Source organism: Desulforhopalus vacuolatus, from assembly GCF_016918505.1.
Taxonomy (GTDB): Bacteria; Desulfobacterota; Desulfobulbia; order Desulfobulbales; family Desulfocapsaceae; genus Desulforhopalus; species Desulforhopalus vacuolatus.
Genome location: NZ_JAFFPZ010000019.1, coordinates 18209 through 30510, shown reverse-complemented (window position 1 = coordinate 30510; position 12302 = coordinate 18209). Strand labels below are relative to the sequence as shown.

General features: G+C 49.7%; 24 protein-coding genes. 17 read left to right on the top strand and 7 right to left on the bottom strand.

Translation table 11 applies throughout. From position 1 onward, the window contains the following. Nucleotides 1-24 precede the first annotated feature (24 nt). Both xerD and rpsU read right to left on the bottom strand, forming a co-directional pair. The gene (gene xerD / locus JWG39_RS11615) at nucleotides 25-954 is read right to left on the bottom strand and encodes a site-specific tyrosine recombinase XerD (protein WP_205219575.1); all 930 of its coding nucleotides are present in this window, start codon (nucleotides 952-954) and stop codon (nucleotides 25-27) included. 124 nt (nucleotides 955-1078) lie between these two features. Beyond that, nucleotides 1079-1270, bottom strand: a complete 192-nt coding sequence (gene rpsU / locus JWG39_RS11610; RefSeq protein WP_369130612.1) for a 30S ribosomal protein S21 — start codon at nucleotides 1268-1270, stop codon at nucleotides 1079-1081. Between the two features lie 639 nt (nucleotides 1271-1909). Here rpsU and JWG39_RS11605 point away from each other — a divergent pair. From JWG39_RS11605 to JWG39_RS11590, 4 genes are all read left to right on the top strand, one after another. Beyond that, on the top strand, nucleotides 1910-2845 hold the full coding sequence (locus tag JWG39_RS11605; RefSeq protein ID WP_205219573.1) for a D-alanine--D-alanine ligase family protein: 936 nt from the start codon (nucleotides 1910-1912) through the stop codon (nucleotides 2843-2845). A 3-nt stretch (nucleotides 2846-2848) separates the two neighbouring features. Further along, complete coding sequence (locus JWG39_RS11600; RefSeq protein WP_205219572.1) at nucleotides 2849-3337, top strand: molybdopterin-guanine dinucleotide biosynthesis protein B; 489 nt, start codon at nucleotides 2849-2851, stop codon at nucleotides 3335-3337. Nucleotides 3338-3502: 165 nt separating this feature from the next. After that, on the top strand, nucleotides 3503-3679 hold the full coding sequence (locus JWG39_RS11595) for a hypothetical protein (RefSeq protein ID WP_205219571.1): 177 nt from the start codon (nucleotides 3503-3505) through the stop codon (nucleotides 3677-3679). Nucleotides 3680-3766: 87 nt separating this feature from the next. After that, nucleotides 3767-4081, top strand: a complete 315-nt coding sequence (locus tag JWG39_RS11590) for a hypothetical protein (protein ID WP_205219570.1) — start codon at nucleotides 3767-3769, stop codon at nucleotides 4079-4081. Here JWG39_RS11590 and JWG39_RS11585 read toward each other — a convergent pair. Next, complete coding sequence (locus tag JWG39_RS11585) at nucleotides 4069-4317, bottom strand: hypothetical protein (RefSeq protein WP_205219569.1); 249 nt, start codon at nucleotides 4315-4317, stop codon at nucleotides 4069-4071. The two genes, JWG39_RS11590 and JWG39_RS11585, sit on opposite strands and share 13 nt — an antisense overlap. A 19-nt stretch (nucleotides 4318-4336) precedes the next feature. Here JWG39_RS11585 and JWG39_RS11580 point away from each other — a divergent pair, with 19 nt between their 5' ends. The 6 genes from JWG39_RS11580 (at nucleotide 4337) to JWG39_RS11555 (ending at nucleotide 6102) form a co-directional block, all read left to right on the top strand. Next, nucleotides 4337-4582 carry a hypothetical protein gene (locus JWG39_RS11580; protein WP_205219568.1) on the top strand — a complete coding sequence of 82 codons (246 nt, stop codon included), beginning with the start codon at nucleotides 4337-4339 and terminating at the stop codon, nucleotides 4580-4582. A 33-nt stretch (nucleotides 4583-4615) separates the two neighbouring features. After that, nucleotides 4616-4792: a hypothetical protein gene (locus tag JWG39_RS11575; RefSeq protein ID WP_205219567.1), complete on the top strand. Its 177-nt coding sequence runs from the start codon at nucleotides 4616-4618 to the stop codon at nucleotides 4790-4792. Nucleotides 4793-4815: 23 nt separating this feature from the next. Next, nucleotides 4816-5298 (top strand): hypothetical protein, encoded by a 483-nt coding sequence (locus tag JWG39_RS11570; RefSeq protein WP_205219566.1) that lies wholly within the window; start codon nucleotides 4816-4818, stop codon nucleotides 5296-5298. A gap of 90 nt (nucleotides 5299-5388) precedes the next feature. Then, nucleotides 5389-5634 carry a hypothetical protein gene (locus JWG39_RS11565; protein ID WP_205219565.1) on the top strand — a complete coding sequence of 82 codons (246 nt, stop codon included), beginning with the start codon at nucleotides 5389-5391 and terminating at the stop codon, nucleotides 5632-5634. A gap of 33 nt (nucleotides 5635-5667) precedes the next feature. Then, nucleotides 5668-5844 carry a hypothetical protein gene (locus tag JWG39_RS11560; RefSeq protein WP_205219564.1) on the top strand — a complete coding sequence of 59 codons (177 nt, stop codon included), beginning with the start codon at nucleotides 5668-5670 and terminating at the stop codon, nucleotides 5842-5844. A 90-nt stretch (nucleotides 5845-5934) separates the two neighbouring features. Next, nucleotides 5935-6102, top strand: a complete 168-nt coding sequence (locus JWG39_RS11555) for a hypothetical protein (RefSeq protein WP_205219563.1) — start codon at nucleotides 5935-5937, stop codon at nucleotides 6100-6102. A gap of 73 nt (nucleotides 6103-6175) precedes the next feature. On the opposite strand, the gene JWG39_RS11550 is transcribed toward JWG39_RS11555, so the two are convergent. Next, a complete protein-coding gene (locus JWG39_RS11550; protein ID WP_205219562.1) occupies nucleotides 6176-6781 on the bottom strand; it encodes a transposase in 606 nt (201 codons plus the stop codon). Between the two features lie 76 nt (nucleotides 6782-6857). Here JWG39_RS11550 and JWG39_RS11545 point away from each other — a divergent pair, with 76 nt between their 5' ends. From JWG39_RS11545 to JWG39_RS11525, 5 genes are read left to right on the top strand one after another with little or no spacing between them, the layout of a single operon-like run. Further along, on the top strand, nucleotides 6858-7055 hold the full coding sequence (locus tag JWG39_RS11545) for a hypothetical protein (protein WP_205219561.1): 198 nt from the start codon (nucleotides 6858-6860) through the stop codon (nucleotides 7053-7055). 33 nt (nucleotides 7056-7088) lie between these two features. Further along, nucleotides 7089-7265, top strand: coding sequence for a hypothetical protein (locus JWG39_RS11540; RefSeq protein ID WP_205219560.1), 177 nt, complete (start codon nucleotides 7089-7091; stop codon nucleotides 7263-7265). Nucleotides 7266-7298: 33 nt separating this feature from the next. Next, on the top strand, nucleotides 7299-7475 hold the full coding sequence (locus tag JWG39_RS11535) for a hypothetical protein (protein ID WP_205219559.1): 177 nt from the start codon (nucleotides 7299-7301) through the stop codon (nucleotides 7473-7475). Between the two features lie 33 nt (nucleotides 7476-7508). Then, nucleotides 7509-7685, top strand: a complete 177-nt coding sequence (locus JWG39_RS11530; RefSeq protein ID WP_205219558.1) for a hypothetical protein — start codon at nucleotides 7509-7511, stop codon at nucleotides 7683-7685. 33 nt (nucleotides 7686-7718) lie between these two features. Then, nucleotides 7719-7895, top strand: coding sequence for a hypothetical protein (locus tag JWG39_RS11525; RefSeq protein ID WP_205219557.1), 177 nt, complete (start codon nucleotides 7719-7721; stop codon nucleotides 7893-7895). A gap of 40 nt (nucleotides 7896-7935) precedes the next feature. On the opposite strand, the gene serS is transcribed toward JWG39_RS11525, so the two are convergent. Further along, nucleotides 7936-9213, bottom strand: a complete 1278-nt coding sequence (gene serS, locus JWG39_RS11520) for a serine--tRNA ligase (RefSeq protein ID WP_205219556.1) — start codon at nucleotides 9211-9213, stop codon at nucleotides 7936-7938. 912 nt (nucleotides 9214-10125) lie between these two features. On the opposite strand from serS, the gene tatC reads away from it, so the two are divergent. Next, nucleotides 10126-10860, top strand: a complete 735-nt coding sequence (tatC, locus tag JWG39_RS11515) for a twin-arginine translocase subunit TatC (protein ID WP_205219555.1) — start codon at nucleotides 10126-10128, stop codon at nucleotides 10858-10860. Here the strand turns inward: tatC and JWG39_RS11510 are convergent. After that, nucleotides 10841-11230 carry a 2-thiouracil desulfurase family protein gene (locus JWG39_RS11510; RefSeq protein WP_205219602.1) on the bottom strand — a complete coding sequence of 130 codons (390 nt, stop codon included), beginning with the start codon at nucleotides 11228-11230 and terminating at the stop codon, nucleotides 10841-10843. The genes tatC and JWG39_RS11510 overlap by 20 nt on opposite strands. A gap of 41 nt (nucleotides 11231-11271) precedes the next feature. On the opposite strand from JWG39_RS11510, the gene JWG39_RS11505 reads away from it, so the two are divergent. Beyond that, nucleotides 11272-11601 (top strand): FtsB family cell division protein, encoded by a 330-nt coding sequence (locus tag JWG39_RS11505; RefSeq protein ID WP_205219554.1) that lies wholly within the window; start codon nucleotides 11272-11274, stop codon nucleotides 11599-11601. Between the two features lie 41 nt (nucleotides 11602-11642). Here the strand turns inward: JWG39_RS11505 and JWG39_RS11500 are convergent, their stop codons facing one another. Next, entirely contained in the window at nucleotides 11643-11852 is a 210-nt protein-coding gene (locus tag JWG39_RS11500) for an FmdB family zinc ribbon protein (RefSeq protein WP_205219553.1), read from the bottom strand. Nucleotides 11853-12302: the final 450 nt, after the last annotated feature.

Below are 12302 nucleotides of genomic sequence, written 5' to 3'. Positions count from 1 at the left end.
AGTTTTCGGAGTGTGGCGAGGGGTTCAGCCTCGGGGATGGAAGTTGCGATGAATTTCCTTGAGCCGTTTATTGTCGACATGGGTGTAGATCTGGGTGGTGGTGATGTCGGTGTGGCCAAGCATCATCTGTACGGCGCGCAGATCGGCCCCGTGATTAAGCAGGTGGGTGGCGAAACTATGGCGGATGATGTGCGGTGAAATGTTTTTGGTGATGCCTGCCGCCAGTGCAGTGTTGCGGGTAATCTGCCAGAAACGCAGGCGGGTCATGCAGGTTCCACGATTGCTGATGAAAAGATACTTGCTGTTTTTCCCTTTGAGCAGCAGGCGGCGACTGCCGGCAACATACTCCTTCACCAGGTCTCGGGCGACATCGCCAAAGGGGATGAGTCGCTCTTTATTCCCCTTGCCGAGGACGCGGATAAAACCGGCATCCAGGTTGATCGCCGCAAGCGGCAGTGTCACCAGTTCGCTTACCCGCAGGCCGGTGGCGTAGAGCAGGGTGAGCATGGTGTGATCGCGTACGGCAATCAGCGTGGCCTTCTGCGGCGGGGTGAGCAGGCGCTGCACCTCCTTTTCGGAGAGGGCTTTGGGCAGATTGTGGGAACCTTTGGGCAGGTCGACGGCCAGAAAGGGGTTACTGCTGATACGTTTTTCGCGGAACAGGTAGTCGAAGAAGGATTTCAACGCGGAGATACGGCGGGAGGCGGTACTTTTTGCGGGCTTTTTGTTCTCGGAGCAATGCTCAAGGAAATCGTAGATTTCAGCAAGAGTCAACTGGTCAAGAGAGTCTTTTCCCCGCAAGTGGAGATACGAGAGAAAGAGGGTGACATCCGAGGTGTAGGCCTCGACGGAATTAAGGGCAAAACGACGCTCGGCAATCAGATAGGTGGAAAAAAGTCCGAGCAGTTCCTTGAAGAGAGGTGGCAGAGAGGAAGGTGTACGGGAAAAGGGCATAGGAGAAAAAAGCTAAGAGGGTAGAACAGAGACAACTACCCTCTTTATAAAATCAAAAATAGAAATCCTGATGAGGCACCAGCGCTCCCCGAAAGGAACAGAAAACACCTCTATGCAGGTATTCTTACATTGATTTTCTCATTCTGTTAAACTTACGGAGTTTGCGGCGTGCTTCTGCGGCTTTGCGGCGTTTTTTCACGCTGGGCTTCTCGTAGTACTCACGACGTTTGAGTTCTCTTTTAATACCGTCAATTTGCAGCTTTTTCTTTAACTGGCGAATGGCATATTCGAGATCTCCTCGTACTTCAACTTCAATCATGTTGTTGACTCCGTTTGTGTTCAGAATGATATTTTTACTGTTTCTTTGCAGGTTTATCCTGTTTTTTCTCCTGCGGGAAGACGCTTCCCGGTGTCAAGAGAAGAATTTGGGATATATACTGGAAAGACGGTTCCTTTGTCAATAGCTTTTTTCGCCACGAGATGCTGTGGATGCCTCCATTTTGGCTCTGTCTGTGGTATAGTGGTATGGTTATGGAAATGGTGGGAATCCCTTGAAAGTAGAGGGAAAAGGGAGAAAGGAGACGGGAGACGGGAGACGGGAGACGGGAAAAAGCGAACAGCGAACAGCGGAAAGGCAATTTTCACCGCGAAGGACGCGAAGGAACGCGAAGGAACGCGAAGAAAGACGAAGAAAGACGAAAAGCAAAAAGATTTTTGCCAACGAATAACTGCTCGAATAAGGCGAATAAAGACAACGGCAAAAAGGGAGTAAAGTATTAATTTGTTACTTTAAAATAATTGATGTTTTCCGTGTCCTTCCGTGTTTTCCGTGGTAGCCAATTTTGTTCATAACGGGAGGCAGGAGGCAGGAGGCGGGAGACGGGAAAAAGCAAACAGCGGAAAGGCAATTTTTGCACCGCGAAGAACGCGAAGAGTAAATTTTGTGGAGGATACGATGAAGAAAAAGATGAACGTCGCGCTGATTGCGGGAGGAACGTCAAGCGAGCGGGATGTTTCTTTGAGTGGAGCAATCGCTGTGGAGAAGGCGCTGGACAGGGATACATTCAATGTGCGTCGCTACGATCCGGCTGTCGATCTGGGGAAAATTATCGCCGACGCTGCAGAGATTGATTTTGCCTTTATTCTCCTGCACGGGATTGGCGGAGAAGATGGCACAATGCAGGGGTTTCTTGATCTGTTGAAGATTCCCTATCAGGGCTCTGGAGTGCTCGGCAGTGCGGTGGCGATCAACAAACATTTCTCCAAAGAGCTCTATCGCAGTGCCGGTCTTCCCGTGGCTGACTGGATAGTGGTGGAGCGCGGGAAGACGCCGGATATTGAGGCCCTGGCCGCCCGCTTTGGTTTTCCCGTGGTGGTTAAGCCGGTGCGGGAGGGGTCCAGTCTTGGTATGACCATTGCGCGGAATGCTGAAGCACTGGCCGCCGGGATTGTCCTGGGACTGAAACATGACACCGCCGTGATCGTCGAGCAATATATAAAAGGGACAGAACTGACTGTGGGGGTTCTCGGCAACCGTGAGGTGGAGGCCCTGCCGGTCATCGCCATCCTGCCGGGTGAGGGGTATGAGTATTTTGACTACAAAGCGAAATATCAACCCGGAGCCAGTGAAGAGATCTGTCCGGCACCCATTGCCGACACCCTGCGCGACACTGTACAGCGGTATGCTCTGGAGGCTCACCGCGTGCTTTTGCTGCGGGGCTGTTCCCGCACCGATTTTATCGTCACAGAAGCCGGTGCCGTGTATCTGCTTGAAACCAACACCATTCCCGGCATGACGGAAACCAGTCTGCTGCCGAGGGCGGCGCGAACAGCAGGGATGTCCTTTGCGCAGCTGCTTGAACGGCTGATTGCTCTGGGACTGGAGGAGTAGCCCATGTCCTCCTCTCCGGTGATTGTTACCTTTATCGGCTGGCACGACAGCGGCAAGACGACCCTCGCCAGCCGGGTGGTTGTGGAAATGCTGCGCCGGGGGCGTCGGGTTGCGGTGGTGAAGTCGACCAAAGAGCGGGGTATTACCTTCGATTCTGCGGACACCGACAGCGGTATTTTCCGCGCAACGGGTGCGCCGGTGCTGCTTGCTGCGCCGGAGGAGATCTTTCTTCAGCAGCCGATGGCCAAACTGACGTTACGGCAATTGGCCTCACGCTATTTCAATGACATGGAACTGGTCGTGGGGGAGGGGTTCAAGGAGGAGCGTGACGTTGTGAAGATAGAGGTTTGCCGGGGAGGAGAGCGTCTTGCCGGAAAGGTGACGGGGGTGGCGGCGGTTGTTGGAGCGGTCTCTTTGTGTGGTGAGCGGGCTTTTTCTGTGGAGGATGTGGAGGGGATTGCTGATTTTATTGAAGAGCAAAAAGGGAGATAGGAGACGGGGGAGAGGGGAGACGGGAGACGGGAAAAAGCAAAAGACGGAACAGCGAAAAGCAAACAGCGGTAAGGCAATTTTTACCGCGAAGAACGCGAAGGAATAGGAAGATCGCTGCGTTTGCTGTTATCGCTGCGGCTGGTGTTACCACCGTAGAGACAAGGCATGCCTTGTCTAACAACATTGTGGGCAACGCGCGTCGTGGCGATTTTCATCAAGGGTATGAAATTTCCCTGGTGTATTTTTTTGCGGATTATCGATTACGGTGGCTGTTACCGTTATGATTGGCGTTACCGCTGCGGCTGGTGTTACCACCGTAGAGACAAGGCATGCCTTGTCTAACAACATTGTGGGCAACGCGCGTCGTGGCGATTTTTATCAAGGGTATGAAATTTCGCTGGTGTATTTTTTTGCGGATTATCGATTACGGTGGCTGTTACCGTTATGATTGGCGTTACCGCTGCGGTTGGCGTTACCACCGTAGAGACAAGGTATGCCTTGTCTACACACCAACGCTGGTACTATCGCGCGGTACTGATTTCCCATAAACGGAGATGCAATCTCGCCAATCCCGTCGTTATCACTACGGCCAACTGCCAGCCTGTTGTATCATCGTTACATATTTGGCTACGGTTCCCGTCACCGTCACATTACCGTCACCGTGTAGACAAGGCATGCCTTGTCTCTACAAAAGCGTTGCGTATTGCGGGTGGCGTGTGTTGTGGTGATTTCTACCCATGGTGATGTGATTTCAGTGTTATCACCCCGTGGTAGTAACGGGCGATTACTATCACCATTACGATTGCTGCCATCACCGTAGAGACAAGGCATGCCTTGTCTACACAACATTGTGGGTGACGCGCGTCGTGACGATTTTTATCAAGGGTATGAAATTTCGCTGGTGTATTCTTTTGCGGATTATCGATTACGGTGGCTGTTACCGTTATGATTGGCGTTACCGCTGCGGTTGGCGTTACCACCGTAGAGACAAGGTATGCCTTGTCTACACACCAACGCTGGTACTATCGCGCGGTGCTGATTTCCCATAAACGGAGATGCAATATCGCCAATCCCGTCGTTATCACTACGGCCAACTGCCAGCCTGTTGTATCATCGTTACATATTTGGCTACGGTTCCCGTCACCGTCACATTACTGTCACCGTGTAGACAAGGCATGCCTTGTCTCTACAAAAGCGTTGCGTATTGCGGGTGGCGTGTGTTGTGGTGATTTCTGCTCATGGTGATGTGATTTCAGCGTTGTATCCTTTCGTGGTTTATTGGGAACGGTTGCTGTTCCTGTTACGATTTTTGTCATCGTTGCGATTGCTGTCACTGTTATGATTGCTGTCATCGCTACGGTTGTCTGTCACCGTGTAGACAAGGCATACCTTGTCTCTACAACGGCGTTGCGTATTGTGGGTGGCTTGTGTTGTGGTGATTTTCACCCATGGTGATGTGATTTCAGCGTTATCACCCCGTGGCGGTAACGGGCGATTATTGTCACCATTACGATTGCTGCCATCACCGTAGAGACAAGGTATGCCTTGTCTACACAACATTGTGGGTGACGCGCGTCGTGGCGATTTTCATCAAGGGTATGAAATTTCGCTGGTGTATTTTTTTACGGATTATCGATTACGGTGGCTGTTACCGTTATGATTGGCGTTACCGCTGCGGTTGGTGTTACCACCGTAGAGACAAGGTATGCCTTGTCTACACACCAACGCCGGTACGGTACCATCGAGCGGTGCTGATTTCCCATAAACGGAGATACAATCTCGCCAATCCCGTCGTTACCACTACGGCCAACTGCCAGCCTGTTGTATCATCGTTACATATTTGGCTACGGTTCCCGTCACCGTCACATTACCGTCACCGTGTAGACAAGGCATACCTTGTCTCTACAAAAGCATTGCGTATTGCGGGTGGCTTGTGTTGTGCTGATTTCTACCCATGGTGATGTGATTTCAGCGTTATCACCCCGTGGTAGTAACGGGCGATTACTATCACCATTACGATTGCTGCCATCACCGTAGAGACAAGGCATGCCTTGTCTACACACCAACGCTGGTACTATCGCGCGGTGCTGATTTCCCATAAACGGAGATGCAATCTCGCCAATCCCGTCGTTATCACTACGGCTAACTGCCAGCCTGTTGTATCATCGTTACATATTTGGCTACGGTTCCCGTCACCGTCACATTACCGTCACCGTGTAGACAAGGCATGCCTTGTCTCTACAAAAGCATTGCGTATTGCGGGTGGCTTGTGTTGTGGTGATTTCTGCTCATGGTGATGTGATTTCAGCGTTGTATCCTTTCGTGGTTTATTGGGAACGGTTGCTGTTCCTGTTACGATTTTTGTTATCGTTGCGATTGCTGTCACTGTTATGATTGCTGTCATCGCTACGGTTGTCTGTCACCGTGTAGACAAGGCATACCTTGTCTCTACAAAAGCATTGCGTATTGCGGATGGCTTGTGTTGTGGTGATTTTCACCCATGGTGATGTGATTTCAGCGTTATCACCCCGTGGTAGTAACGGGCGATTATTGTCACCATTACGATTGCTGCCATCACCGTAGAGACAAGGTATGCCTTGTCTACACACCAACGCTGGTACTATCGCGCGGTGCTCTTTCCCATAAACGGAGATACAATCTCGCCAATCCCGTCGTTACCACTACGGCCAACTGCCAGCCTGTTGTATCATCGTTACATATTTGACTACGGTTCCCGTCACCGTCACATTACCGTCACCGTGTAGACAAGGCATGCCTTGTCTCTACAACGGCGTTGCGTATTGCGGGTGGTATGTGTTGTGGGGATTTTCCATATATTTACACCATCCATATTTCCTCATTATACGGTGGACATGATTTCAATACACTGTTGCCGGGGCCATTATTCAATTTGTCTTGTTGCCATTTGGCAGGATTGGTTGCGATATATTCTGAAATACGACCGAATTCATCTTCATTGCGAATAATATGTTCCCAGAAATTTGTTTGCCATTTGAAATTGAATCCCAATCGATTGGCGTGCATGGTAACCGCAGATTTATACGATCCCACAATGGATGAAATTGTATTCTTTCCCTGGTTTTGAAACCTGTCCGAACTGATTGCCGGGGGCGTTGTATTATTTTCTACAATCCCAGTGTTATCGCAATTCCCGCCATCCAGTATCAAAATTCCATGAATATGATTTGGCATGACAATAAATTTTGACAAACGAATATTCCGGGCATGGTGTGGTATCTCGTGCCATAAAATATCGACAATAATTCCTGTATTTGACAAACACATACGGTCATTCTGAATGTTACCGAAATGTGACAAATGATGATGTGTGCAAATGGTGATAAAATACGAACCATCCCAACCATAATTCCAATTGGACAAACGTGTTGATTGCGTTTTGTATTTAATTTGAGATTTCACCATGATTTTTTGTTATTTCATATTCGGGTATAATTACCATTACCGTTATCTATCCGTCACCGTAGAGACAAGGCATGCCTTGTCTACACACCAACGCTGGTACCATCGCGCGGTGCTGATTTCCCATAAACGGAGATGCAATATCGTCAATCCCGTCGTTACCACTACGGCCAACTGCCAGCCTGTTGTATCATCGTTACATATTTGGCTACGGTTCCCGTCACCGTCACATTACTGTCACCTTGTAGACAAGGCATACCTTGTCTCTACAAAATGATGTGATTTCAGCGTTGTATCCTTTCGTGGTTTATTGGGAACGGTTGCTGTTCCTGTTACGATTTTTGTCATCGTTGCGATTGCTGTCACTGTTATGATTGCTGTCATCGCTACGGTTGTCTGTCACCGTGTAGACAAGGCATACCTTGTCTCTACAACGGCGTTGCGTATTGTGGGTGGCGTGTGTTGTGGTGATTTTCACCCATGGTGATGTGATTTCAGCGTTGTATCCCTTCGTGGTTTATTGGGAACGGTTGCTGTTCCTGTTACGATTTTTGTCATCGTTGCGATTGCTGTCACTGTTATGATTGCTGTCATCGCTACGGTTGTCTGTCACCGTGTAGACAAGGCATGCCTTGTCTCTACAAAAGCATTGCGTATTGCGGGTGGCTTGTGTTGTGGTGATTTCTGCTCATGGTGATGTGATTTCAGCGTTGTATCCCTTCGTGGTTTATTGGGAACGGTTGCTGTTCCTGTTACGATTTTTGTCATCGTTGCGATTGCTGTCACTGTTATGATTGCTGTTATCGCTACGGTTGTCTGTCACCGTGTAGACAAGGCATACCTTGTCTCTACAAAAGCGTTGCGTATTGCGGGTGGCGTGTGTTGTGGTGATTTCCACCCATGGTGATGTGATTTCAGCGTTGTATCCTTTCGTGGTTTATTGGGAACGGTTGCTGTTCCTGTTACGATTTTTGTCACCGTTGCGATTGCTGTCACTGTTATGATTGCTGTCATCGCTACGGTTGTCTGTCACCGTGTAGACAAGGCATACCTTGTCTCTACAAAAGCGTTGTGTATTGTGGGTGACGTGTGTTGTGGTGATTTTCACCCCTGGTGATAAAATTCCACCATTATCACCAGGTGTGGTAACAGTTAGATCAGAATTTTCGTGCAAAATAGGGTTTCAACACATCAGGCAGGGCGATGGAGCCGTCTGCCTGCTGGTAGTTTTCCATGATTGCCAGCAGGGTGCGGCCAACCGCAAGGCCAGAGCCGTTAAGGGTGTGTACGAGGCGGGATTTCTTTTGTCCATCGGGACGGTAGCGAATTCCTCCCCGGCGGGCCTGGAAGTCGAGGAAGTTGGAACAGGAAGATATTTCACGATAGGTGTTTGAACCGGGCAGCCAGACCTCAATGTCGTAGGTTTTGGTCGCGGAGAAGCCGAGATCACCACTGCACAGGGTGACCACGCGGTAGTGCAGGCCGAGCAGCTGCAGCACTTCTTCAGCGTCGTTGAGCAGACTCTCCAGCTCCTGTGTGGAGGTTTCCGGTGTGGTGAATTTCACCAGCTCCACCTTGTCAAACTGATGCTGACGAATGAGCCCGCGGGTATCCCGGCCGTAACTTCCTGCCTCAGAGCGGAAGCACGGAGTGTAGGCGGTGTATTTGACTGGCAGATCTTTCTCGGCCAGAGTCTCATCACGGTGCAGGTTGGTAATCGGTACCTCTGCGGTGGGGATAAGATAGAGATCACAGTCTTTGATCTTGAAGAGATCTTCCTCAAACTTGGGCAGCTGACCGGTGGCGGTCATGGTGGCGGTGTTCACCAGGAAGGGTGGCAGAATCTCAGTGTAGCCGTGTTTTTCAGTGTGCAGATCAAGGAAGAAGTTGATCAGGGTTCGCTCCAGTTTGGAGGTAAAACCCTTTAAGACCGCGAAACGGGCTCCGGAGAGTTTGGCGGCTCGTTCAAAGTCGAGACTGCCGTCGGCTTCGCCGAGTTCCCAGTGGTTTTTCGGCTGGAAATCGAAGGAAGGTTTTTCCCCCCAGGTTCTGACCTCTTCATTATCGCTGTCATCCAGCCCGACGGGTACCGAGTCATGGGCAAGGTTGGGGATAGCCATGACGATGGACTTCAACTTTTCTTCCACCTCGTTGAGTCTGCCATCCAGCACTTTGATGTTCTGCGATGTTGCGCGCATTTCAAGAATCTTCGGTTCCGCTTTCTCTTTATCTTCTGCACTGCCTTTTTTCAACGTGGCAATCTCGGCGGAGACATTGTTGCGTTTCGCCTTCAGGGTCTCGACCTCTCTGAGCAGTTCAAGTCGCACCATGTCGGTTGCCTCGAAGTCCTCTACCAGGGTTGGTTCCATGCCGCGTCGGGCGCAACGTTCTTTAACAAGGTCTATATTTTCACGGATAAATCGCAGTTCAAGCATGGTTTGTTCTCCAGCGGAGTTTTCGGAGGGATAAAAAAGTATAAAGGGAACCTCGAATATGAACGCAATACAAGGTTCTTCAAGGTCCCCATAAGGTGAATTATAACGCGCTGCATTTTATCACGACGCCCTTCTCACTGCAAGCAACCCATTATCAAATTGCTCTTTTGCGGTCTCTCTGATACCATTCCGGCATAGAAGGGAGACGGGAAGGCAAAGGAAGGAGACAGGAGACGGGAGACGGGAGAAAGGGAAAAGCAAAAGACTGAACAGCGAAAGGCGGAACAGCGGTAAGGCATTTTTTACCGCGAAGGACGCTAAGGAACGCGAAGGAAGGCAAAAGCAGAACAAAGATTTTTTTGAATTAAAGCGGGCAGGACGGGAAACAGGGAAAAGCGGAACAGCGAAAAGACTTTTTGCCAACGAATAAAAGCTCGAATAATACGAATAGGGCAAAAGACAATTTTTTACCACGGAAAACACGGAAGGACACGAAGAAAGGCAGAAGAAGGAGACGGAAGACAGGATAAAGGGAAAAGCGGGAATCAAAAGACTGGATAGCCAGAGAAATACGCTAAACACGCGAAAGAAGGCAAAAAAATTTGAGAAAAAGATTTTAAAATTAAACAGAGAATTGCTGTTGTTCTGTCTTTACTCTTCGCGTTCTTCGCTGTGAAATTCTTTATCTTTTTCATAGCTTTTTAAGAAGTTATGCTTTTGTCTAAAAAGTCTTTATTCGCCTTATTCGAGCAGTTATTCGTTGGCAAAAATCTTTTTGCTTTTCGCGTTCCTTCGCGTTCCTTCGCGTTCCTTCGCGTCCTTCGCGGTGAAAATTGCCTTTCCGCTGTTTGCTTTTTTCTGTCTCCTTTCTCCTCTACCTCGACTATGAACCAGCATACCTCAACGCAGAACATGACTACTGAAACCGTCCATCCGCTGTTACACAGCTTTATCCAGGCCCTTTCAGGGGCGCGTCGTGCAATTCGAAATTTTCTCCTTACCTTTGGTTTACTCGCGCTGGGAATATTTTTGCTCTCCCCCGGGATACTTGAGGCGGTGCAGCGTCACCTTGGCGGTACGCTCTATTTCTTCTCCGTGGCCGGTCCCTTTCTCGCCCATGCCAAACTCGCGCTCTTTGCGGCTTTTTTCCTTCTTGCACCGTGGTTCATGGCGCTGTTTTGGCGTCTGCTCGGCAAGACATTCAAGATGGAAAAACGGCAGCTCCGCAGCTTTCTTTTCTGCACCTGTTTTCTCTTCTACAGCGGTGCACTCTTCTGCTATTTTATTACCCTGCCATTCGGGATTCAGTTTCTGCTTGGTTTTGGCTCGGAGGAATTGAAGCCGGTGATCTCGGTAGGACGCTGTATCAACTTCGTGACACTGTTCCTGCTCGGTTTTGCGGGGGTGTTCGAATTACCTGTTTTTATGGTTTTTCTCGTCAGGGTAAAGATTTTCACCCTCGATTTCTATCGAAAAAACCGCCGTTACGCCGTGTTGGCCATCGCCATTCTTGCGGCTATGCTCACACCAACGCCGGATGTGGTGAATATGGCACTGATGGGCGGTCCTCTCTACCTTCTGTATGAGGCGGGAATTGCTGCCACGGTTCTGCTGCAGAAGAAAATGGTTAATACTCCACCAGCCTGATGCCATTGCGCGCGAGAAGGGCGGCTGCTACTCCGGTGGTGCCCTGTACCGCGCAGGAGGGACTGCGGGCTTTCAACCAGGCTTCTTCCGCACCGGTCATTTGGGCAATGTGCAGGACCTGTTCCGCCCCTCGAATAAAATGCTCTGTAACATCAATTCCGCTTTGCGTCACTACTCTGGCATTGCCGTCAAGCACGTCGTCGCCGGTGCCGCCGACAATATCTGCAGCCTCCCGGGGGGTGGCCAGGCCGCCGAGCTGTTCGGGGCAGACGGGAATCCAGCGCAACGTTTCGTCTCCATCTTTCAGTGCGGCAGAGCAGGATGGATTACATTTGAGTTTACCGTTGTAACGAGTATTCAGCCCGACCATGCAGGCACTGACGAGGAGAGTTTTCACAGGAGGTATAAATTATGCAGAAATTTTCTTATAATCGACAGAGAATGACGAATCGCGTCGATTCTCGTCGGCGTTTTGGCCGGGTGCTGGCTGTTTTTGTCGTCCTGGCGTTACTGTGGGTTATCTTTGCGCCGGGTGCTGGAGTGGTTTCTCTGGTACGCAAAAAAATGGAACAACACCAGTTCGAAGCGCAGATGGCCCGCATTGAACAACAAAATGTCAGGCTGCAGAGTGATATTGAAGACCTGCAAAAGGATCCGGTTTTTCTTGAGCATCATGCCCGGGAAGATGGGGAAATGCTCAAGAAAAACGAACGGGTTTTTGATTTCTCCAAAAAAAAGTGATCTGAATAAATATGGCTCTCACGGAGCCATTATTTTCCAGCTCAGGTAAACCCTCCGCCGCCGCCGCAGCTGCTGCCAGCTGTTTTCAGTCCGGAGAGGGCGCCCGGGCGGACAACTCCTGACGAGATGAGTTTTTTTACATCACTGCTGCCGCAGGAAGGGCATTTTACCTCCTCTGCAGCTTTTATTGAAGTGGTGAGGTATTCAAACTCTTTGTTACACGCATTACATTTGTACTCATAAAGTGGCATTTTTTACTCCTTTTTTGTTATGGGAACATCTACTGACTCCGGAAATCAACAGTGACATGAATCAACAGTGACATGATATACAGTCTTTAGCTGATCATCAAGTCGGTGGTTGAAAGGAACGGAAAACAGGGAGACAGGAGACGGGAGACGGGAGACGGGAGAAAGGGAAAAGCGAAAGGCGAAAGGCGAAAAGCGGTAGGGCATTTTTTACCGCGAAGAACGCGAAGGGACGCGAAGAAAGGCGAAAACGAAAGAAGGCGAACAGCGAAAAGACTTTTTGCCAACGAATAACTGCTCGAATCATGCGAATAAAGGCAAAGACAAAAAGAGAGACAGGAAAAAGGGAAAGGCAGAAACAAAAGGAACCACGAATGGACACGAATAAACACGAATAATTAATCATTTGTAATCGCCAAAGAAGGCAAAAAAGGAGACGGGAGGCAGGGAAAG

Coding starts and splice junctions, on each gene's coding strand:
- xerD (WP_205219575.1), bottom strand. CDS start 954: ATGCCCTTTTCCCGTACACCTTCCTCTCTGCCACCTCTCTTCAAGGAA.
- JWG39_RS11605 (WP_205219573.1), top strand. CDS start 1,910: ATGAAGAAAAAGATGAACGTCGCGCTGATTGCGGGAGGAACGTCAAGC.
- JWG39_RS11600 (WP_205219572.1), top strand. CDS start 2,849: ATGTCCTCCTCTCCGGTGATTGTTACCTTTATCGGCTGGCACGACAGC.
- JWG39_RS11595 (WP_205219571.1), top strand. CDS start 3,503: ATGCCTTGTCTAACAACATTGTGGGCAACGCGCGTCGTGGCGATTTTC.
- JWG39_RS11550 (WP_205219562.1), bottom strand. CDS start 6,781: ATGGTGAAATCTCAAATTAAATACAAAACGCAATCAACACGTTTGTCC.
- serS (WP_205219556.1), bottom strand. CDS start 9,213: ATGCTTGAACTGCGATTTATCCGTGAAAATATAGACCTTGTTAAAGAA.
- tatC (WP_205219555.1), top strand. CDS start 10,126: ATGACTACTGAAACCGTCCATCCGCTGTTACACAGCTTTATCCAGGCC.
- JWG39_RS11510 (WP_205219602.1), bottom strand. CDS start 11,230: ATGGTCGGGCTGAATACTCGTTACAACGGTAAACTCAAATGTAATCCA.
- JWG39_RS11505 (WP_205219554.1), top strand. CDS start 11,272: ATGCAGAAATTTTCTTATAATCGACAGAGAATGACGAATCGCGTCGAT.
- JWG39_RS11500 (WP_205219553.1), bottom strand. CDS start 11,852: ATGCCACTTTATGAGTACAAATGTAATGCGTGTAACAAAGAGTTTGAA.